The sequence below is a fragment of the Fructilactobacillus florum DSM 22689 = JCM 16035 genome, assembly GCF_001436645.1.
Taxonomy (GTDB): domain Bacteria; phylum Bacillota; class Bacilli; order Lactobacillales; family Lactobacillaceae; genus Fructilactobacillus; species Fructilactobacillus florum.
This window is the reverse complement of record NZ_AYZI01000001.1, coordinates 160,229-181,516: the sequence shown is the minus strand read 5'-3', so window position 1 is coordinate 181,516 and position 21,288 is coordinate 160,229. Positions and strand designations below refer to the sequence as shown.

The following is a 21,288-nucleotide window of genomic DNA, read 5'->3' as shown; positions in this document are numbered from 1 at the left end:
AAAGGATTTGTACTTGAATGATTCAAGCGCAAATCCTTTTTAGATAACGTTATTTTTTAGGTTGGTGATGAGCTTCCCAGGAACTAAGCTGATAATCTTGATCACTCATTGCTTCAACATTACCAAGACGATAACCATTGCCAACCTCAGAGAAGAAGTCATGGTTAACGGTTGCAGTTGAAATTCCATTCATGACGACGGGGTTTACGTCGGCAGCAGTGTCTGGAAACATAGGATCTTGACCTAAATTCATGAGTGCTTTATTGGCATTGTAGCGAATGAATGTTAAAACTTTGTCAGTTAGTCCAACTTGATCATATAAGAGGTGGGTATATTTTTCCTCATTATCGTACAAATCATACAAGAAATTGTACATCCAATCCTTCAAAGCTTGTTGACGCTGGTTGTCAAGTTTGTTGAAAGCAACCTGAAATTTATAGCCGATGTAAGTTCCATGAACTGATTCATCACGAATGATTAGTTTGATGATTTCGGCTACATTTGTGAGCTTATTGTTTCCTAGGTACCAGAGGGGAGTGAAAAATCCGGAATAAAAGAGAAAGGTTTCTAGGAAAACGCTTGAAATTTTCTTTTTTAATGGATCACCTTCGCTATGATATAGTTCATAGATGCGCTTAGTTTTATTTTGCAAAAATTCCTCAGAATCACTCCAAGCAAAGATTTCATTAATTTCACTCGGTGTATTTAATGTTGAAAAAATAGTGGAATAACTTTTAGCATGAACTGATTCCATAAATTGAATATTATTAAGGACTGCAATTTCATGTTGGGTAGTGGCATCATTGCGTAGGGCGGCCATGCCATCTTGTGACTGGAGTGTGTCTAGAAGGGTTAATCCTCCAAACACATGTCCGACCAACCACTTATGATCATCATCTAATTCCCGCCAGTCTTTTAAATCATTAGAAACTGGGACTCGAGTGTCCAGCCAAAATTGTTCAGTTAACTTGTGCCAAGTAGCTTGGTCGATCTGATCACTAACCTGATTCCAATTAATGGCTTGATATGCGCCAGTTAATTTGCCAGTTAAGACCTCGTTTAAGTTCATGGTAAAATCCTCCTCTAAATGACACAGCTTTCACATTCATTAGCACCCACCGTATCGTTGTTGTCCGTAAAAGTTCTGACATAATAGATGGATTTAATCCCTTTTTGGTGGGCATAGTTGCGTAAAATGGACAGGTCTCTGGTTGACATTTTTTCCGAACGTCCATTTTTCCATTCGTACAAGCCCTTCGGAATGGTGGAACGTAAGAACATCGTCATGCTGAGACTTTGATCGACGTGCTGTTGTGCTGCGGCATAAATATCAATTTCCTTGCGCATGTCAAGATCATAGGCGGACTGATAGTATTTGAGAGTTTCATTCGAAAGGTAAGGCGCAGGGTAAAAAATAGTTCCAATTTTGGCTTCTTGGCGCTCCTCAATCCGGCTAACGATCGGAGCTAAGCTAGCGGTGGCATCACCAATGTAGGCTGTCGAACCATTAGGAGCAACCGCCATGCGGTTTTGATGGTACAGACCAAATTCTTGAACCGCTGCTTGGAGTTGTTGCCAATCGTTTGGGGTTGGGATGTCGATGTTCTGAAATAGTGATTTAACCCGCTCGGAACGTGGTCCCCAGTCTTTGCTAGTATATTTATCGAAATAGCTACCGTCAGCATATTTACTATTTTCAAAATTATCGAAGGTTATGCCCCGTTCTTTTGCGAGCTGGTTAGAAGCGACGAGGGTCCAGTAATTAAGTAACATAAAATAAACACTGGTGAATTCGACGGAGTCAGGCTCACCATAGTATAAATGATGTAAGGCAAGATAGGAATGGAGTCCCATAGCGCCGAGTCCAATCGAGTGACTGAGGTCATTCCCATGGCGAATCGAAGGGACAACGTTGATTTTACTGGAGTCAGAGACAAAGGTCAGGGCGCGCACCATGGTGGTAATTGATTTGCCAAAGTTAGTTGAGCGCATCAAGTTAACAACGTTAGTCGAGCCTAGATTACAAGAAACATCGGTGCCGAGTTTTTCATATTCCTGAAGATCGTTGATAATCGAGGGGGTTTGAACTTGCATAACTTCGGAACAAAGATTGCTCATCACGATCTTACCCTCGATTGGATTATCACGATTAGCGGTGTCAATGTTCATGACATACGGATATCCTGATTCTTGTTGGAGTTTACCTAGTTCAGTTTCTAGATCTCGAGCCTTGATATATTTTTTGTGAATTGCGGAGTTGTTCACCATTCGGTCGTACTCGGTGGTGAGATCAACGTATGAGAAAGGAACGCCATAAACTTTTTCTACATCATAAGGGCTAAATAACGCCATTTGGTCATTATGCTTAGCTAACTCATAAAATTTATCTGGAATGGTAACGCCTAACGAAAGGGTATTAACCCGGATCTTTTCATCGGCATTTTCTTGTTTAACAGACAAAAAGTCGATAATATCGGGGTGAAAAACACTAAGATAAACGACGCCGGCTCCCTGACGCTGCCCTAGTTGATTGGAGTAACTAAAGCTATCTTCTAAAAGTTTCATGACGGGTAAAACTCCGCTAGCAGCACCTTCAATCTCTTTGATAGGATCACCAGCCGAGCGGAGATTAGATAAGTTGATTCCAACCCCACCACCGATTTTTGAGAGTTGCAGCGCTGAATTAATTGTCCGACCGATACTATTCATGTCATCGGTTGTCTGAATTAAAAAGCAGGAAATTAATTCACCACGCCGTTTCTTACCGGCATTTAGAAACGTAGGAGTAGCGGGCTGAAAGCGCTGGTTGATCAGTTCGCTAGCCAAGTCCATGGCTAGTTGTTGATTACCATCAGCCATGTATAGGGCATTAAGAGCCGTTCGGTCGAGATAATTTTCGAGGTATTGATTGCCATCATTGGTCTTTAATGCATACTGAGCATAAAACTTGTAAGCTGCCATAAAAGAATGGAAGTGAAAGTTTTGGGTTTCGAGATACTGATAGAGTTGTTCGATAAAGGTAAACGGGTAATTTTTGATGGTACGAGCCTCAACGTAGTCATGCTCAATTAAGTAATCGAAGCGTTCTCGTAAGGAATTAAAGTGCATGGTATTGGGGCGTACGTTCTCTGCTAGAAAGGCTGCTAGTGCCTCGCGATCTTTTTCCAATTGGATTTTTCCATCGGCAGTGGGAATGTTAATTTCGTTGTTTAAACTGAAATAAGAAACATCCTGGTGGTCTTTTAGTGACATGATTCTGAATTCCCCTCAATATTTTAATCTAGATAAAAAAATCCGCGTTAGTAATTACTAACTTCAGAAATTTAGAAGTGATATTTACGTGTATAATGAAGTCAGGACTAGGCTGATTGAAGGGCGGCTAGTAATTTGTTGAGATTAGCCGGCTGAAATCCGCTGAATGATTCGATGAACTGACTTTCAACGACTGGAACCGCTTGAAATCCTTGCTTTTTTAAGTGTCCAATTAGCTCCGGATTAGTGGAGGTGTTTTTCTCCGTAAAGGTCACATTGTGTTCCTTTAAAAAACGTTTTGTCAGTTTACATTGAATACAATTATCTTTTGTGAAAACAGTAACTTTTTCCATAGTAATCAGCTCCTTTTTACTTACTGTTTTAAAGTTTACTACGAAAAGTGAATCTTTCAACTACTGAACCCCTACATGTGGGGTCAAGTATTTGAGAAACACGCTATATATGGTGTGTGAAACACAAAAAAATTTTTGAAAGGGATGAGATTTTGAATAGTTTCTACTATAGTACTAATCCGACGGTTGCGCACAATGAAAAGCACTGGGATTTTACGCTGAAGCAAACCACGTTAAGTTTCATCTCAGACAACGGAGTGTTTTCTAAAAATACGATTGATTATGGTTCCCGACTGCTGATTGAGAATACCAATTTAGAACAGATCCCCGCTGGACCAATTTTGGATTTGGGTTGTGGTTATGGGCCAATTGGGCTTTTCTTGGCGCGGCAAGCCCCTAATCGGCAGTTTTTGTTAACTGACGTCAATCAGCGAGCGCTTAGTCTCGCAACAAGAAATGCTCGGGCAAATCAACTGGAGAACGTTTTAGTGAAGCAATCCGACGGTTATCAAGCGCTTAGCGAGCAATTCGCCGCCATTGTGACGAATCCACCAGTGCGGGCTGGGAAAGCGGTGGTAACACGGATGCTTGCAGGAGCCTATGATCATTTGTTGCCACAGGGAACGATTACGGTCGTTTTGCAAAAAAAACAAGGAGCCCCATCTGCTCAGCAAACGTTGAAAAATGTCTTTGGGAATGTCCGGATTGTTAAGCGTTCCAAGGGTTATTATATTTTAGTGAGTGAGCGCCGGGATGGTTCTAAAAATGAATGATGATTATTATATGAGGCAGGCATTAAAGTTAGGAGAATTTTCTGGTCAGGTTGGAGAAATACCGATTGGAGCAGTGGTCGTTTTCCACGACCAAATCATTGGAACGGGACATAATTTACGGGAACATAGCCAGCTAGCAACTCAACATGCTGAACTGATCGCTTTGGACATGGCCTGTCAAAAACTTCATAGTTGGCGGTTGGATGAATGTACTTTGTACGTCACGATTGAGCCCTGCTTGATGTGTGCGGGAGCAATCCTGAATGCCCGAGTGGCACGGGTAGTTTATGGAGCAATGAATCCTAAAGCGGGAGCGGTAAAGAGTCTGTACCACTGCTTGACGGATCCTCGCCAAAATCATCAAGTGAGTGTGCGCAGCGGGGTTCAGACGATAGCAGCCCGTCGATTGATGCAGTCATTTTTTAAAAATAAGCGCCAACGAGGCTCTAGGGACTAGACAAGCTAGTCGAAATGGATTATAGTATTAAGTGCCGTAAGGCCTTGAGGCAAGGATGGACTTACGAACCGTGTCAGGTCCGGAAGGAAGCAGCACTAAGTTTGTTTCGTCCTGTGCTTCTCGTTATAGTTAACTAACTCTCGATCAAATTGATCGAGAGATTTTTTTATAGAAAAATTATGAACGTGTTAAAATGGAGCTAGTGATTAACTTATCTGTGATTTTACAGATGGAAAGGAGTGCTTTTTGAGCTATCAGGCTTTATATCGGGTTTGGCGACCACAACGTTTCGATGAGATTGTCGGTCAGCCGGTGATTACCAAGACTTTGAAAAATGCATTGATTACAAAACAGATTAGTCACGCCTATCTCTTTAGCGGCCCTCGAGGTACTGGTAAGACCTCGACAGCTAAAATTTTAGCCAAAGCGGTTAACTGCCCAAAACAGCAGGATGGGGAACCCTGTAACCAATGTCCGATTTGTTTAGCAATTAATCAAGGAGCACTCAATGATGTGATCGAAATTGATGCGGCTTCTAATAATGGGGTTGAAGAGATCCGTAATATTCGTGATAAGGCAAAATATGCTCCTACTGAGGCAGCCTACAAGGTTTACATTATCGATGAAGTTCATATGCTTTCTACAGGAGCGTTTAATGCGCTACTAAAGACACTGGAAGAACCGCCGGCACAGGTGATCTTTATTCTAGCTACGACGGAACCGCATAAGTTACCTGCTACTATCATTTCACGGGTTCAGCGTTTTTCCTTTAAACGAATTTCAGCAACCGCAATTGTAGCGCAGTTGGAAAAAATTTTGGCAGCTAAACAAATTACTTACGATGACCAAGGTCTTAAAGTAATTGCTCAAAGTGCTGAAGGTGGTCTTAGAGATGCGCTCAGCATGCTCGACCAGGCGCTAGCTTATCAGCAAGATCGGGTTACGTATGAGAATGCGTTACAGGTCACTGGGAGCGTCGCTCGGGTGGAATTGCAAAATTATTTTGTGGCTGTCTTTAGGCATGAGGTGGCCACTGGGTTAGCGATGGTGCAGACGATTTTAAGCCAAGGGAAGGATGCCCACCAGTTTATTGAGGATCTAATTGATTATGCGCAAAAAATGTTGCTGTACCAGCAGGATCAAACGATGATTCCCGCAAACGAACTAGCAATGCTCGGGGAACGCTTCCCCACAATGGCGCAAGCGACGGATGCAACATTGATTTATCAGGCAATCGAGACCATGGGGCAGGTGCAACAGCAGTTGCGTGCAACCTATCAACCGGATGTGTATTTAGAATTATTAACCGTTAAGTTAGCACATCCAAAACCAAATGATTTAGTAGCCGAGGTGCACCAACTCCAACAGCAAGTGACGACTTTACAGCAGCAACTTAAACCTGATTTGCAAAGAGAAAAACGAGACGAGCAACCGGCTACTTCAACTACAGCAACGCCCGCTCCACGGACGACTGTTTCTGAAAAACCACGCCCGCTTAAGGCAGATCTTACTGCAATTTTTCAGGTCCTCCAAACGGCAACGCGCAAAGCGTTGACAAATTATCAGCAACACTGGGAGCAGCTGTTAGGTTCCTTATCAGTAACACAACGGGCAGTTATGCACGTTTCTAAACCGGTAGCTGCTAGTGATCAGGGGGTTGTCGTGGCATTTGATTATGACTTTTTGTATGAAAAAGCTGGGCATGATCAAGAATTGCAAACAGCCCTGCAAACTGGTTTAGAGCAAGTGTTTGGCACGACCGTTCCGTTATTATTTGTGGCCCAAGCTGAATGGCCCAAGATCAGACAAGAATATCTTGATCGAAAGCAGCCCAAGCAAGCGATTCCGACGACAGAAAAGACGGTAGAAACTCCGCTTGTTACAAAGGCTAAGGATTTGTTCGGTAGTGAATTAATTAAAATTGAAAATAACTAAGATGGAGGAATTACACAATGGGAATGAATGGCATGAACATGGGAAAATTGATGAAGCAGGCGCAAGAGATGCAAAAAAAATTAGCTTCTGAACAGGAGACGATTGATCAGACAGAGTTTGTTGGCAAGGCACCAAAGGAACTGGTTACAGCAACTTTTACTGGTGATCGCCAATTGAAAGATCTACAAATTAAGCCAGAGGCCATTGATTCGAGTGATACTGAAATGTTGTCTGATTTAGTTATTAGTGCTGTAAATGATGGCTTAAATCAGATTGCAGAAACTACAAAATTAAAAATGGGTAAGTATACCCAGGGAATGAACATTCCCGGAATGTAGGGAGTGATTTATATGCAGTACCCAGAACCAGTTGCTAAATTGATTGATAGTTATATGCATCTTCCGGGAATTGGGGAAAAAACAGCCACCCGGCTGGCGTTCTTTACAGTTGATATGGATGCCGATGTTGTTAAAAATTTTTCTCAAGCGTTATTGGATACAAAAGATAAACTGACATTTTGTTCGATTTGTGGTAACTTAACTGAACATGACCCTTGTGCAATTTGTTCTGATCCGACTCGAGATCAGAGTCAGGTGGTTGTGGTCGAACAAGCTAAAGATGTGATGACGATGGAGAAAATGAAAGATTACCACGGTTTATATCATGTCTTGCATGGAGTAATGTCACCAATTGAGGGTCGGGGTCCAGAAGAATTGAACATTAGTTCATTAATTCAGCGACTGCAGAAAAATGAAGCGATTAAAGAAGTAATCATTGCAACAAATGCCACTCCCGAAGGAGATGCGACGGCAATGTACCTAGCTCGGTTATTAAAGCCAGCAGGATTACGGGTAACCAGACTAGCGCGGGGGCTTTCTGTAGGAAGTGATATTGAATATGCTGATGAAATGACATTATATAAAGCGGTGGAAGGACGCACCGAGATGTAGGTGATGTATGTTCAAATTTAGACAAAAAAACTTCAAACAAATGTATGATGAGTCATTGTTAACTTCAATTAATCTGCTCAAGCAGGACTGGGATCAAGCTCAGCAAACAGAACAGGCGGTTGCTGATGTTGATCCGCAAGTTATTGCTCAGACGGAACTCGCCAAACAAAAGTACGAATTTATGTACCGACAATCACGTAAACGACGTTTAAAAAATACTCGGATTCAACCCAGTGTCTACGATAATTAAAGGAGCAAGTAATGGCGTATCTAGAACTAAAGGATATTAAGAAAAGTTATGAAGTTGATAATCAACATTTTCAAGTTTTAAATGGAATCAACCTCCAGTTTTCTAAGGGAGAATTTGTTTCCATCTTAGGCGAATCTGGTGGGGGAAAGACCACTTTAATGAATATCATTGCTGGTCTCGATGGTAACTATCAAGGAGATGTGCTGTTAAATGGAAAGTCGCTCAAACGCGAGACTAGCCAACAGTTGGATGAGTACCGGCGGAGTACCATTGGGTTCATTTTTCAAAGTTTTAATTTAGTTAGTCATCTAACGGTTAAAGAAAATGTAATCGTAGCGCTTGAGATGACTACGATGAATAAACAAGAACAAGAACAGCGGGCTCGTGATTTGTTAAAACAAGTTGGGCTGGCTGATCATCAAAATAAATATCCTAACCAGCTTTCGGGAGGTCAAAAGCAACGAGTTTCGATTGCGAGAGCGTTAGCAGCAGATCCTGAAATCATTATCGCAGATGAACCTACTGGAGCACTCGATGCCCAGAATACTGATGAGATTTTGAAGCTGATGAATGACATTGCTAAGTCTGGCAAGTTAGTCATTGCGGTTACTCATTCACAAATCGTAGCCGACTATGGGACGCGAATTGTCCATCTGGCAAATGGAGTGATTGATAGTGATCATCAGCTAAAAGATCCATTCCCAGTTGTTCAAGAAAACAACTCATTCCATTCTAAGGTAGCTAGCTCATTCGCCATGTTCAGGATGGCCTGGGAACATTTTTGCTATAATCTGAAACGAAATATTTTGATTATGATTGGTGCAGCCATTGGTATTTTTAGTGTGATTATCATGTTGGGGCTGGGTAATGGAGCAAAGGGATATATTAACCATGAGATTTACTCGCAAATCAACCCTAACACGATTCAAGTGACTAAAAAAACGGGGGACGATCAGACAAAACAGATCAAACTAACCAACCAGGACCAGAAAAAATTAGAAAAAATTAAGCATGTAAAAAGTGTTTCAAAGGGTTATTTTGCAGTCACTGGTGGTCAGCTTCGCCAAGGCAACAAGAATATCCATCTGCAAACCATTCAAACTTACGATCACACCATCAAGACGAAGAATATCAAGACGGGGAAAATCCCCGGTAAAAATGAAATTCTCATTAGTAAGGGCGACGCCCAAAAAATCAACAAAAAGAATCCATACGCTGTTAAAGGAAACAAGCTGATGCTGTACATTAATGCAGGGGGCAGTCAGGCGCAACCTAAAATTTTACAGCAAGAAGTTACAATAAGTGGCGTTTCTGATAGCTTAAGTGGCACGCCAGCAGTGATTTCTTATGATACGTTGGCTTCGATGTATCGTGCCGGTGGGGTGGACTTTAGTCCAAACTTTTTGTCGGTTGATATTGCCGGCGGAGTAAAAAATGTGGAGCCGGTTCAAAATAAAATAAAAGCTTTACACAGTAGTACCGGCAAAGCTGATTTTCAAATTACTGGAGCTGGTAGCATTGTATCGACTTTGAATACGTATGTTAACATTGCAGTGGGAGTGTTGACTTCAATTGCTGCGATCTCATTATTAGTTTCTACCATTATGATCATTGTAGTTCTATATATCAGTGTTTCTGAACGAACCCAAGAAATTGGAATTTTACGGGCTTTGGGCTTTACTAAACGAAATATTCGGCACCTCTTTATTTTTGAGGCGGCCATCCTAGGATTTTTTGCATCACTTATCGCAGTGATTTTAGCCTATGTCTTAGAATTGGGGATTAATCATCTCACTAATTCTGGGATTCACTACTCACTAATGCAAATTAGTGTTGGAAATGTACTCTTTGGAGTAATTGTTTCGGTGGTAATTTGTTTACTGGCAGCGTTAGCACCTGCATTAAAGGCTGCGCGAGTTGACCCAGTGGTAAGCTTAAGTGCAGAATGATTTTAAAAAGGCTGAGATTAATCAGCCTTTTTTGTTTGGAAACAGTTTAACTAGAATAGACAACGATTTTAAAGTACAATTAGATTAGATTAATGATTGGACGGCAAAACAGATGACAGGGAAGCTTATCACATTTGAAGGTCTCGATGGCTCTGGAAAAACGACGGTAATGCAGCAGGTTGTTCAGGATCTAATTCCCCGATTGGGGGCGCAGCTGGTCACCACTCGGGAACCTGGCGGAGATCAACTGGCCGAACAGATTCGCTCTTTTATTTTTGATCACAATAACGCATTGGATCCACGGAGTACGGCACTCCTCTTTGCAGCAGCTCGCCGACAACACCTTACACGGCGGATTTTACCAGCGCTTCATAATAATCAACTGATTTTATGTGACCGATATCTCGATAGTTCACTAGCGTATCAAGGCGGTGGTCAGCAGCTGGGAATTGAAAATATCCTGGAAATGAATCAGTTCGCGACGGAGGGAGTGCTACCAACCTTGACTTTTTACTTAAAATTACCCGTTGCGGTGGCACTGGAACGCATTCAAACCCGAGAAACAAAGCAGCAAAATCAATTAGACCAGCAACAACGTGATTTTTATGTGCGGGTTCAGACAGCCTATGATAAAATTGCCGCTAATAATCCCCAGCGAATGGTTGTGATTGATGCCACGCAGCCAGTTGCAGTAGTAACTCAAAAAGTTTTAGCGGTAATTTCGCAACAGTTTGCATCCTATTTTTTGTAAAGGAGACGCTTATGAAACTTGTGGTAGCAATTGTTCAGGAAAAAGATTCTACCAAGCTACAAAATCAGCTTAACCACCAAAAAATCATTGCAACGCAGTTAGCAACTAAGGGTGGTTTTTTGAAGGCTAAAAATATCACGTATTTAATTGGAATTGAGGATCAACGGGTTAAGGAAGTCCTAGATACCATTAAGGAAGTTTGTCAGGCACGCTCACAGTACGTGACCCCACCGATTAACCTAGTCGGAAGTATTAGTGATACGTCATACCCGGTTGAAGTACAAGTTGGCGGAGCAACAGTCATGGTGCTGCCCATGGATAATTTTTATCATTTTTAGGAGACGAGACCATGAAAGCGGCTCAAGTGTTGACGGCAGTAGAAATGCAACAACCGGAGTTAGAGCATCACTTCTTACAAGTAATTGCTAAGCATGAGTTAAGTCATGCTTATTTGTTTAGCGGAACTAGTGGCGTCGGTAAAAAAAATTTAGCGTTGCTACTCACCATGCGACTATTTTGTAGTAATGTGCAAGCAACTGGGGTTCCTTGCGGTAAATGCAACGAATGTTTGCGAATTGCAGCCGGGGAGCATCCGGATGTTTTAATGGTGAAACCAACCGGGAGCAGTTTGAAAGTTGACCAGATTCGAGAGGTTCGCCGCGAATTTTCTAAGAGTGCGGTTGAAGGACAACAAAAGGTGTTTATTATTTCTGAAGCCGAAACCATGACGACGGAAGCGGCTAATAGTTTATTAAAGTCATTAGAAGAACCCCCCACGCACGTAACGGTCTTTTTGTTGACAAATAATTACCACCGCTTATTGCCAACCATTATTTCACGGACACAAGTAGTGGAATTAGCTGTTCAAGATCAAGCGGAGCTAAAAACTAAGTTAAAGCAGGGTCCCTTACCTCACAGTACAATCCAATTACTGTTAAACTTGACTAGTGATGCTCGACAAATTGAGCGACTCACAGAGGACGACTGGATTGTAAAGAGTAAGCAGGGGTTAGAGCGTTGGTTTCGCTGGCTGCTCCAGGGTGATTGGCAGGCTTTTTTAACGGTTCAAACCAATCTGGTGCCGCTGATGAGAGATCGTAATGATCAAGACGTTACAATTCAAATGATTTGTTTCCTCTTTCAAGAGGTCCTTCAAGTTAAATATCAAGGCACTGGTTCGGAACAGCTGGCTTTTGGTGATGATTACAAAATGATGCAGCAAGCAGCAAACTCCTTGTCTGATCAGCAACTAATCGCTATTATTGAAAATGTTTTAACCATTAGTCGTTTTCAGCAAAATAACGTTAGTTTTCAAAATATTTTAGAAGCAATTACGCTTAAAAGCCTTAGGGAATTTCAGTAATGTGAAAGGAATGACCAATTTTGCCGACTGAAAACACTGATGATTTAATAATGGAGTTCAAGCAGTTGACTGCCAATCTCGCAACCATGCAGCACCAGGTGGTGAAGATGTTGGCAGAAAATGAGGAGCTTCGGATTGAAAACCAGCACCTGCATGATTTATTGGATGCCCATGAAAAAAAGCATCAGGGTGTGCAAGTACTTTCCAAATCAAAGCAAAATTTAGAGAAACTTTATAATGACGGTTATCATATTTGTAATCAGTATTATGGTAAAAGCCGATTACAAAATGAAAGTTGTATCTTTTGTACGGAAATTATTTACGGGGAGCGATAGCTGATGACGCTTCAGACGCAATCTAGTTTTAAGTCCATGACGATGGGAACTTTATATTTAGTCCCCACTCCGATTGGCAACCTCGAAGACATTACCTTGCGGGCTTTACGGATTTTAAAATTAGTAGATTTAATTGCTGCAGAAGATACCCGCAACACGCAAAAGCTATTAAATCATTTTGAGATTAAAACTAAACAAATTAGTTTTCATGAGCATAACGCAACCACACGAACTCCAGAATTAATCCAAAAATTGAAAATGGGGCAGACGATTGCCCAAGTTAGTGATGCAGGAATGCCCTCAATCAGTGATCCAGGGCAGGATTTGGTGCAGCAATGTCTAACGCACCAAATCCCAGTGGTGAGCCTGCCAGGAGCAAATGCTGGATTAACGAGTTTAATTGCTTCCGGGTTGCCGGCGCAACCGTTTATGTTTTATGGTTTTTTAAAACGGAAACCCCGAGAGCAACGAACCGAGTTACAACACTTACAGTCGATTACAGCAACTTTGATTTTTTATGAGGCTCCCCATCGACTTAAGCAAACATTAAAGCAACTTCTGCAGGTTCTGGGAGATCGGGATGCAGCGTTGGGACGTGAACTTACTAAGCGGCACGAAGAATACGTGCGGGGAACCTTAAGTGAGCTCGTGGTCTGGAGTGAAGCGACTAACATTCGGGGTGAGTTTGTGATTTTGGTTGCAGGTAATTCTAATCAAGAACCGGATCAGCCGGTTAACCCGATGGCTAAACTGACCTTGAGAGCACAAGTGCAAGCATTAATTAACCACGGAGCAAAACCAAATGAAGCCATTAAGCAAGTAGCAAAGTTAAACCAGGTAGTTCGACAAGATGTATACAATGAATATCATCAGCTTACTTAGGAGCGTTAATGTATTATGGTAGCAAAAATTTTTTCAGAACCGGTTCAGGTTGCAAATTTTGAAACAGATCTTCATGGTGATATTAATCTGCAGTATTTAATTGATACCATTGTGCAAGTTTCTGAGGATCAGTCTAATGATTTGGCAGTTGGAATTAATCGAGTCCAACAAGCGGGGGCTACCTGGGTTGTAATTCAATACGACGTCACTATTATGCGCTTGCCACGCGCCAATGAACGCCTGGAAGTTTCAACCCAAGGCTCTGAATATACCAATAATTTTGCGCGGCGTAATTTTTGGGCTCGTACTACTGATGGTCAGTTGTTAGTTTCAGTTACTAGCCTTTGGGTAACGATGGATTTAAAAACTCGCAAGATGGTAAAAATAAATCCGGAGATGGTGACGCCATACGGCAGTGAACGAGTTCATCGAATTGGGCGGATGCAAAAGATCCAAAAATTACCTTCAGAAGAGGTTATTAGTACTAATTATCCGGTTCGATTTTCGGATATTGACTTTAATGGACATGTTAGTAATACTCATTATATTGGTTGGATGGTCGATACCCTACCGTTTTCATTTTTAAAAGCGCACCGGGCGGTCGGATTTAGCATTAAGTTTGCTGATGAAGTTCGTTATGGTGACGCGGTTACCAGCCGAGCAACAGTCCTTCCTGCTGAAACTGGTTATGATTGGTCGGTTCACCAAATACTAGTCCAAGAACAAGTTTCTGCGACAGCCCAAATTAAATGGGAAAACTTAGAATAAGAAGTGATAATGATGAAAGTATTGGCACTGGACACCTCCAACCGCCCGCTAACCGCGGCGGTGTTGGACGGCAACCAGCTATTAGCAACGACGACTATTACAACGGAACGAAAACATGCCGCATTTGCCTTGCCCTTAGTAGCAGAGTTGTTAGAGCGGGCGCACTTGCAGCCAACCGACCTTGATCGAGTCGTCGTAGCTAATGGACCGGGTTCATATACCGGTCTGCGGGTTGCAGTTACGATTGGGAAAGTACTAGCGACCACCCTTAAGATTCAATTAGTTGGAATTTCTAGTTTAGCCACTTTAGCGCTGAACTTTAGTGATACTAATCGTTTGATTGTTCCATTATTTGATGCGCGTAATGACTTGGTATTTTCGGGAGTTTACCAAACCGAACCAGCTGGTTTGAAAACGGTACTCCCTGATCGACATGTGGCATTCTCGCGGTGGATTTTAGAACTACAAAAATTCCATGATAACTTGTTGTTTGTCGGTCAAGATACGCTACATTTTGTGGATCAGATTAAGGAATCTTTTCCTACGGCAGTAGTAGTATCAGGACCAAAAGCCCTTCCCCAAGCTGGAGAATTGGGATTAGCCGGGCAGAAACAAGCAGTGGTTACCGATGTAGATCATTTTGTGCCAAGATACTTGCGATTGACCCAGGCGGAAGCAGATTGGCAACGAGAACATCCAGGAGAGGAACAGCACAATTATGTGGAGCACCTTTAAAGAATGGTATCGTAAAAACGTTAACGATCGTTTGGAAAACAAGATTGATAATGCGCTAGTTTTTAAAAATCGTCAGGTTGAAATCTGTGGGAATCATTATTTTTTAGGGAAAGGAACGCTAACGGATCTTCCAGACATTGTTAAGGTTAGTCGGGCAGCTGGCCGAGGACGTTTCAAATGGAGTCGCAAACGGTTTCAACTTGGATTACGTAACGATCATGATCGCTTTTATTTCATCTTACGGTATCATGATGAATTGGTAGGCTTTATCGATGCTGTGATCAAACGGGACCAACGGCTTTGTATCATTGATTCGTTGGCAATCTTACCAGAGTTCCAGCACCATGGCTTAGGTTACTTTTTAATTACCACTTGCATTGAACGCGCGCGTGAAATGGAGTTACAACAAGTTTTAGTTTGTTGTTCAGATGATGATGACAAAACTCAGGGTATTTTGACTGATTTGGGCTTTGTGACCAAGGAAGAAGCTAAACAGGATCGGGCTGAAACTGGGCTGACTGAATTTCAGTTGAACTTGGAAAAACGGAATGTTTTAGCTTCTAAAAATTTTGGTAGATAATGATTGTGAGTTGAAAATGAAGAGCAAAACAAGTTTAATTCTCGCCTTTGAAACAAGTTGTGATGAAACCAGCGTGGCCGTAATTCGTGATGGTCGAAAAGTGCTTGCTAACGAAGTGGCAACGCAGATTAAAAGCCATCAACGATTTGGTGGAGTAGTTCCAGAGGTCGCTAGCAGACATCACATCGAACAGATTACAATTTGTCTAGAGCAGGCGTTGCAAACGGCTCAGGTAGACTATGCGGATTTGAGTGCGGTTGCAGTTACATACGGACCGGGATTAGTGGGATCTTTGCTGGTGGGAGTTACAGCAGCTAAAACGGTGGCTTGGGCGCACCATCTACCACTTTTACCGGTAAATCACATTGCTGGGCATATTTATGCAGCTCAGTTTGTGCAACCAATTAAATTTCCTGCCATGGCGTTGGTGGTTTCTGGTGGGCATACGGAATTAGTATGGATGCCAACCGAGAACCAGTTTGAAATCATTGGTGAAACCAGAGACGATGCAGTTGGCGAGACCTATGACAAGGTTGGTCGGACGATGGGGTTGGCTTATCCAGCCGGACCCCAAGTCGATCAACTGGCACAGCAAGGTCATGATACTTTTGCTTTTCCGAGAGCAATGCAGGATGAAGCTGGCTATGATTTTAGCTTTAGTGGGCTGAAAAGCTCCTTTATTAACCGAGTTCATCATGCAGAACAGGTACACGAACAGCTTTCTCAAGTCGATTTGGCAGCTAGTTTCCAAGCAGCTGCAGTGGATGTCTTGGTTGATAAAACTGTCCGCGCACTCCATGAATATCCAGCACAGCAGTTGATCCTGGCTGGGGGAGTTGCGGCTAATCACGAATTACGTCAACGTCTCGCTAGCGCGGTAGCCAACCAAGTCCGATTGGTAATGGCGCCAGCACAGTTTTGTGGTGATAATGCTGCCATGATTGGTGCCGCTGGTTGGATGTTAGAAAAGCATCAGGTGCGAGCTGATCTAGACTTAAATGCTAATCCTAGCTTAGAATTTGAACGAATCCAATTAAAAAAACACTAGTCCAGCGGCTAGTGTTTTTCTTACGGAGGTTCAGAACGGCAGTAATTTTTTGAAAATATTTTCACAAAGAATTGTTTTATGTTAAAATAATTCTTATCAGGCTTTCGATAATAGTCAGGTGGAGGAAATTAAATGACAGAAACAAAGATTCCGCGTGCAACAGCCAAGCGGTTACCATTGTACTATCGCTACCTTAATATTTTGCATGATGGTGGGAAAACAAGGGTCTCATCGAATGAATTAGCAGATGCAATTCGAGTTGACTCAGCAACCATTCGGCGCGATTTTTCGTATTTTGGGGCTTTGGGCAAGCGCGGTTATGGTTATGATGTTGATAACTTGCTGGCATTTTTTAAGGATATTCTCGATCAGGATCGACTAACCAATGTTGCACTCGTCGGGGTTGGTAATCTGGGTCATGCTCTACTTAACTTTAGCTTTCATCAGGATAGTAACATCCGCATTTCGGCCGCTTTTGACATTAATTCTCAGGAGATTAATACGGTTCAGAGCGGGGTTCCTATCTATCCCATTGAGCAACTAGTGACGCAGTTACAGGATCAGCAAATTACGGTTGCAATTCTCACAGTTCCTTCGCGAGTAGCACAGGAGGTGGCGAATCAAGTCGCTGAAACTGGGGTGAAGGGGATTTTGAATTTCACGTCGATCCGGTTGTCAGTTCCAGATCGAATTCGCGTCCACAACGTTGATTTAACGAACGAGCTCCAAACTTTAATCTACTTTATTGACCACTACGATCAGAAATAAAAGGCGAACTGTCAGAGACAATTCGCCTTTTTTACTGAACAAAGTTCTTGCAATTTTAAGAAAAGCAGACTATATTAGAAAATGTAATTAGCACTTGAATAGTTTGAGTGCCAAAATTAATTTGTTGGAGGGATTAGCATGTTACAGCCAATTGGAGATCGAATTATTATTAAGGTTCAGGAACCAGAAAACCAACAAGTTGGTGGGATTGTTTTGGCAGATAATGCCAAAGAAAAACCGACGGAAGGCGAAGTAGTTGCAGTCGGAGCTGGAAAAGTCCTTGATGATGGGAAGACCGTTGCACCAGTTGTTAAAACTGGTGATCGGGTAATGTTTGACAAGTATGCAGGGACTAACGTCGACTATCAAGGGGAATCATACTTGGTAATGCATGAGAATGACTTGTTGGCAATTTTAAAATAGATTAAATCAGACTCAAAATAAATTTTTATGAGGTGAATTAAAATGGCTAAAGAAATTAAATTTTCTGATGACGCACGTAGCAAGATGCTAGATGGTGTTGATCAGTTAGCAGATACGGTTAAAACCACGATGGGACCAAAGGGTCGAAACGTAGTTTTAGAGGAAGCAGCTGGGGATCCAACGATTACTAATGATGGAGTAACGATTGCAAAAGCAATTGAACTTCCAGATCATTTCGAAAACATGGGAGCTAAGTTAGTTTCCGAAGTTGCTTCTAAAACTAACGATGTTGCCGGTGACGGAACTACGACAGCGACGGTGCTAACGCAGGCAATTGTTAAGGAAGGTATGAAAAACGTTACTGCCGGTGCGAACCCCGTTGGCGTTCGTCGTGGAATTGAAAAAGCAACTGAAGCAGCTGTGGCTGGATTACACAAAATGAGCCATCAAGTTGCTAGCAAGGATGATATTGCACAGATTGCTTCGATTTCATCTGCTAACGAACGAGTTGGTAGTTTGATTGCGGATGCAATGGAAAAAGTTGGTAACGATGGAGTTATCACGATTGAAGACTCCAAAGGTGTTGAGACCAGTCTTGATGTTGTTGAGGGAATGGAATTTGATCGTGGCTACATGTCACAATACATGGTAACCGACCAAGAAAAAATGGAAGCAAACCTTGATAATCCATACATTTTATTGACTGACAAAAAGATCAATAATATGCAAGACATCATGCCATTATTGCAGTCAGTTGTTGAACAAGGTCGTTCACTTTTGCTCATTGCTGATGATATTGGTGGTGAAGTATTGCCTACCTTAGTTTTGAATAAAATGCGGGGAACTTTCAACGTTGTTGCGGTTAAAGCACCTGGTTTTGGTGATCGTCGCAAAGCGCAACTAGATGATATTGCTGTTTTGACTGGCGGAACAGTAATTAGCGATGATTTGGGTCTAGATCTAAAAGACACGACCATTGATCAGCTTGGTCAGGCTAACAAAGTTAACGTGACGAAGGATAACACGACCATCGTTGAAGGCAAAGGTGGTCAGGATGCTGTTCAACAGCGTGTATCAGAAATCAAGAATCAGATTGCCGCTTCTAGCTCAGACTTTGATAAGGAAAAATTACAGGAACGGGTTGCTAAATTAGCTGGTGGCGTTGCTGTCATCAAAGTGGGAGCAGCTACTGAAACTGAATTGAAAGAACGTAAATACCGCATCGAAGATGCTTTGAACGCTACTCGAGCTGCCGTAGAAGAAGGCTTTGTTCCTGGTGGTGGGACTTCCTTCATTAACATCTTGGCAGATGTTGCAAACCTTGATGCTACTGGCGATGAGCAAACTGGAATCAACATTGTGCTGCGAGCTTTGGAAGCACCAGTTAAACAAATTGCAGAAAATGCTGGTGTTGATGGGGCAGTCGTGGTTGATCACCTGAAGAAAGAACAAGCAGGGATTGGTTACAATGCTGCCACTGGTAAATATGAAGATATGATTAAAGCCGGAGTGGTTGACCCTACCAAGGTTAGTCGTTCGGCACTACAAAATGCTGCTTCTGTTTCATCATTATTATTAACAACGGAAGCGGTAGTTGCTGACAAACCAGAAGAAAAAGCAGATGCCGGTGCTCCCGGACAAATGCCACAAGGAATGCCAGGAATGATGTAATTTAAATTAAGAAAAGCTCGCAATGGCGGGCTTTTTTTATTTTCTAAGCTTGTTGCCGCAAAATGAACGTAGTATAGTACAATGGAAAACAGGGATTAACCCAATTTAAAGCTAAAGTTATGGGAGTAAGGTTCATGTGGCGATATTTAAAAAGACTTATTATTGGTAGACCGCTCAAAAGTAGTGATGTTTCGGGACAATCACTAACTAAATTCAAAGGATTAGCATTATTATCATCTGATGCGCTATCTTCGGTGGCCTATGGAACTGAACAGATTACGGCGGTGCTGATTACGCTTTCAACTGCAGCATTGATGTATCAGATGTGGGTTGCTTTGCTGGTGCTCATCTTGTTAGCCGCCATTACCCTTTCTTATCGACAGATTATCTATGCCTATCCTTCTGGGGGTGGTGCATATGTGGTTGCTCGGACGAACTGGGGTGAGGGGGCTGGATTGGTAGCCGGCGGTTCATTGCTAGTTGACTATATGTTGACGGTTGCTGTGTCAACGACTTCTGGGACGGAAGCAATTACCTCGGCGATTCCGTCGTTGTATGCTTACCAGGTTCCCATTGCCATTTTTATTGTGCTCTTTATTATGGTCTTAAATCTTCGTGGAATGAGCGATTCAGCCTCTTTTCTAGTGATTCCAGTGTATCTATTTATTTTAATGATCCTGGTAATGATTGTTTGGGGTGGTTACAACATTCTGAGTGGAAATATTACTTATCGGGCAACTGCACCAGTTACTTCATCTGTCCAGGGAATGAGTTTACTACTCTTTTTTAAAGCATTTTCATCGGGGTCAGCTTCGTTAACTGGGGTGGAAGCGATTAGTAATGCGGTTCCCAATTTTAAGGATCCAAAGCGAAAAAATGCTGCCAATACGTTGGCGTTGATGGCAATTATTTTGGCGCTTTTCTTTGCTGGAATTACGTTTTTGAGTTATTACATGGGGATTGTACCAAGTGCGAAAGATACAGTTTTATCTCAAATTGGGATGGGCGTTTTTGGACACGGCTTTTTCTACTATGTATTGCAAATGGCAACTGCTTTGATCTTGGCAGTTGCTGCGAACACTGGTTTTTCGGCCTTTCCAATCCTGGCTTTTAACATGGCAAAGGACAAATATCTTCCACACGCATACCTTGATAAGGGTGATCGGTTGGGCTATTCCAACGGAATCATTTCTTTAGCAATTGGTGCGATTGTACTGATTTTAATCTTCAATGGGAAAACTAATTTATTGATTCCGTTGTATGCGGTCGGAGTCTTTGTTCCATTTACTTTGTCACAATCGGGAATGATTGTTCATTGGTTGCATCATCGAGATGGTTTTTGGCCCGGGAAAGCTCTGATTAATTTAGTCGGAGCTGCCATCTCGGCAATTTTAGTAGTCTTCTTGTTTATTCTTCATTTTGTAAACGTGTGGCCTTATTTGATCATTATGCCACTGATTCTCTACATGTTTAACTTGATTCATAATCATTATAAATTGGTAGCCGCACAGCTTCGAATTCGGAATTTGGATAGTAAACAGTTAGAACATCATTACGATGGTTCAACGGTAATCGTTCTAGTTGGCAACGTCACGCAGGTTACTCGTGAAGCGATTAGCTATGCCAAATCAATTGGTGACATGGTAATTGCCGTTCATGTCTCTTTTGATTCCAATCCAGAGCATGAGGTTAAAATTGAACAACGATTTCGGGATGAGTATCCGGACATTCGTTTCGTTAACTTGCATACTTCTTATCGCTCAATTAATGATCCGGTGTTGAGATTTTGTGATGTGATTTCACGAAAGGATACGGAGCAAAACTATTCCACAACGGTTTTGGTGCCACAGTTTGTTCCAAGACGACACTGGCAACATGTTTTGCATAATCAAACTGCTTTGCGGTTGCGGGCGGCCTTAAATTCACGCCAAGACATTATTGTTTCAACGTATAACTATCATTTAGATAATTAAAAAGTAGATAATTAAAAGGGGCTTGTTTAAACAGTAATCCTGTTTAAACAAGCCCCTTTTAATAATGATTAC

Annotated in this window: 23 protein-coding genes and 1 other RNA gene; 21 read left to right on the top strand and 3 right to left on the bottom strand. The window is 42.1% G+C overall.

From position 1 onward, the window contains the following. Positions 1-49: 49 nt before the first annotated feature. The 3 genes from nrdF to nrdH form a co-directional block, all read right to left on the bottom strand. The gene (nrdF, locus tag FC87_RS00910) at positions 50-1,069 is read right to left on the bottom strand and encodes a class 1b ribonucleoside-diphosphate reductase subunit beta (RefSeq protein ID WP_009167405.1); all 1,020 of its coding nucleotides are present in this window, start codon (positions 1,067-1,069) and stop codon (positions 50-52) included. 14 nt (positions 1,070-1,083) lie between these two features. Beyond that, positions 1,084-3,252 (bottom strand): class 1b ribonucleoside-diphosphate reductase subunit alpha, encoded by a 2,169-nt coding sequence (gene nrdE / locus FC87_RS00905; protein ID WP_009167404.1) that lies wholly within the window; start codon positions 3,250-3,252, stop codon positions 1,084-1,086. Between the two features lie 107 nt (positions 3,253-3,359). Next, positions 3,360-3,605 (bottom strand): glutaredoxin-like protein NrdH, encoded by a 246-nt coding sequence (gene nrdH / locus FC87_RS00900; RefSeq protein WP_009167403.1) that lies wholly within the window; start codon positions 3,603-3,605, stop codon positions 3,360-3,362. Between the two features lie 152 nt (positions 3,606-3,757). Here nrdH and FC87_RS00895 point away from each other — a divergent pair, with 152 nt between their 5' ends. The 21 genes from FC87_RS00895 to FC87_RS00800 all read left to right on the top strand — a co-directional run bounded on the left by FC87_RS00895 (position 3,758) and on the right by FC87_RS00800 (position 21,216). Then, positions 3,758-4,378 (top strand): class I SAM-dependent methyltransferase, encoded by a 621-nt coding sequence (locus FC87_RS00895; RefSeq protein WP_035422039.1) that lies wholly within the window; start codon positions 3,758-3,760, stop codon positions 4,376-4,378. Beyond that, on the top strand, positions 4,371-4,835 hold the full coding sequence (locus FC87_RS00890; protein ID WP_009167401.1) for a nucleoside deaminase: 465 nt from the start codon (positions 4,371-4,373) through the stop codon (positions 4,833-4,835). Before FC87_RS00895 ends, FC87_RS00890 begins: the two co-directional genes overlap by 8 nt. A 41-nt stretch (positions 4,836-4,876) precedes the next feature. Then, an RNA gene (gene ffs, locus FC87_RS06775) (signal recognition particle sRNA small type) lies at positions 4,877-4,963 on the top strand. Between the two features lie 118 nt (positions 4,964-5,081). Next, positions 5,082-6,770 (top strand): DNA polymerase III subunit gamma/tau, encoded by a 1,689-nt coding sequence (dnaX, locus tag FC87_RS00885; protein ID WP_056961347.1) that lies wholly within the window; start codon positions 5,082-5,084, stop codon positions 6,768-6,770. A 17-nt stretch (positions 6,771-6,787) separates the two neighbouring features. After that, positions 6,788-7,108, top strand: a complete 321-nt coding sequence (locus tag FC87_RS00880; RefSeq protein ID WP_009167399.1) for a YbaB/EbfC family nucleoid-associated protein — start codon at positions 6,788-6,790, stop codon at positions 7,106-7,108. Positions 7,109-7,120: 12 nt separating this feature from the next. Next, positions 7,121-7,720: a recombination mediator RecR gene (gene recR, locus FC87_RS00875; protein ID WP_009167398.1), complete on the top strand. Its 600-nt coding sequence runs from the start codon at positions 7,121-7,123 to the stop codon at positions 7,718-7,720. Between the two features lie 7 nt (positions 7,721-7,727). Beyond that, entirely contained in the window at positions 7,728-7,970 is a 243-nt protein-coding gene (locus tag FC87_RS00870; RefSeq protein WP_009167397.1) for a YaaL family protein, read from the top strand. Positions 7,971-7,981: 11 nt separating this feature from the next. Next, entirely contained in the window at positions 7,982-9,919 is a 1,938-nt protein-coding gene (locus tag FC87_RS00865; RefSeq protein ID WP_056961345.1) for an ABC transporter ATP-binding protein/permease, read from the top strand. Positions 9,920-10,031: 112 nt separating this feature from the next. Beyond that, positions 10,032-10,670 carry a dTMP kinase gene (gene tmk, locus FC87_RS00860; RefSeq protein ID WP_035422048.1) on the top strand — a complete coding sequence of 213 codons (639 nt, stop codon included), beginning with the start codon at positions 10,032-10,034 and terminating at the stop codon, positions 10,668-10,670. An 11-nt stretch (positions 10,671-10,681) separates the two neighbouring features. Further along, a complete protein-coding gene (locus FC87_RS00855) occupies positions 10,682-11,008 on the top strand; it encodes a cyclic-di-AMP receptor (RefSeq protein WP_009167394.1) in 327 nt (108 codons plus the stop codon). Positions 11,009-11,019: 11 nt separating this feature from the next. Then, positions 11,020-12,033, top strand: a complete 1,014-nt coding sequence (gene holB / locus FC87_RS00850; protein WP_009167393.1) for a DNA polymerase III subunit delta' — start codon at positions 11,020-11,022, stop codon at positions 12,031-12,033. A gap of 20 nt (positions 12,034-12,053) precedes the next feature. Beyond that, positions 12,054-12,368 carry a DNA replication initiation control protein YabA gene (locus FC87_RS00845; protein ID WP_009167392.1) on the top strand — a complete coding sequence of 105 codons (315 nt, stop codon included), beginning with the start codon at positions 12,054-12,056 and terminating at the stop codon, positions 12,366-12,368. Between the two features lie 3 nt (positions 12,369-12,371). Further along, positions 12,372-13,250, top strand: a complete 879-nt coding sequence (gene rsmI / locus FC87_RS00840) for a 16S rRNA (cytidine(1402)-2'-O)-methyltransferase (RefSeq protein WP_009167391.1) — start codon at positions 12,372-12,374, stop codon at positions 13,248-13,250. Between the two features lie 15 nt (positions 13,251-13,265). Beyond that, positions 13,266-14,018: an acyl-[acyl-carrier-protein] thioesterase gene (locus FC87_RS00835; protein WP_009167390.1), complete on the top strand. Its 753-nt coding sequence runs from the start codon at positions 13,266-13,268 to the stop codon at positions 14,016-14,018. 9 nt (positions 14,019-14,027) lie between these two features. Then, positions 14,028-14,753, top strand: a complete 726-nt coding sequence (gene tsaB / locus FC87_RS00830) for a tRNA (adenosine(37)-N6)-threonylcarbamoyltransferase complex dimerization subunit type 1 TsaB (RefSeq protein ID WP_054689835.1) — start codon at positions 14,028-14,030, stop codon at positions 14,751-14,753. Then, positions 14,737-15,333 (top strand): GNAT family N-acetyltransferase, encoded by a 597-nt coding sequence (locus tag FC87_RS00825; protein ID WP_056961343.1) that lies wholly within the window; start codon positions 14,737-14,739, stop codon positions 15,331-15,333. The genes tsaB and FC87_RS00825 overlap by 17 nt, the downstream gene beginning before the upstream one ends. 16 nt (positions 15,334-15,349) lie before the next feature. Beyond that, a complete protein-coding gene (tsaD, locus tag FC87_RS00820) occupies positions 15,350-16,381 on the top strand; it encodes a tRNA (adenosine(37)-N6)-threonylcarbamoyltransferase complex transferase subunit TsaD (RefSeq protein ID WP_054690050.1) in 1,032 nt (343 codons plus the stop codon). Positions 16,382-16,513: 132 nt separating this feature from the next. Then, positions 16,514-17,149: a redox-sensing transcriptional repressor Rex gene (locus FC87_RS00815; RefSeq protein WP_009167386.1), complete on the top strand. Its 636-nt coding sequence runs from the start codon at positions 16,514-16,516 to the stop codon at positions 17,147-17,149. Positions 17,150-17,287: 138 nt separating this feature from the next. Further along, the gene (groES, locus tag FC87_RS00810; protein WP_009167385.1) at positions 17,288-17,572 is read left to right on the top strand and encodes a co-chaperone GroES; all 285 of its coding nucleotides are present in this window, start codon (positions 17,288-17,290) and stop codon (positions 17,570-17,572) included. Between the two features lie 42 nt (positions 17,573-17,614). Then, on the top strand, positions 17,615-19,243 hold the full coding sequence (gene groL, locus FC87_RS00805; protein WP_056961341.1) for a chaperonin GroEL: 1,629 nt from the start codon (positions 17,615-17,617) through the stop codon (positions 19,241-19,243). A 134-nt stretch (positions 19,244-19,377) separates the two neighbouring features. Then, positions 19,378-21,216 (top strand): APC family permease, encoded by a 1,839-nt coding sequence (locus FC87_RS00800; RefSeq protein ID WP_009167383.1) that lies wholly within the window; start codon positions 19,378-19,380, stop codon positions 21,214-21,216. Positions 21,217-21,288: the final 72 nt, after the last annotated feature.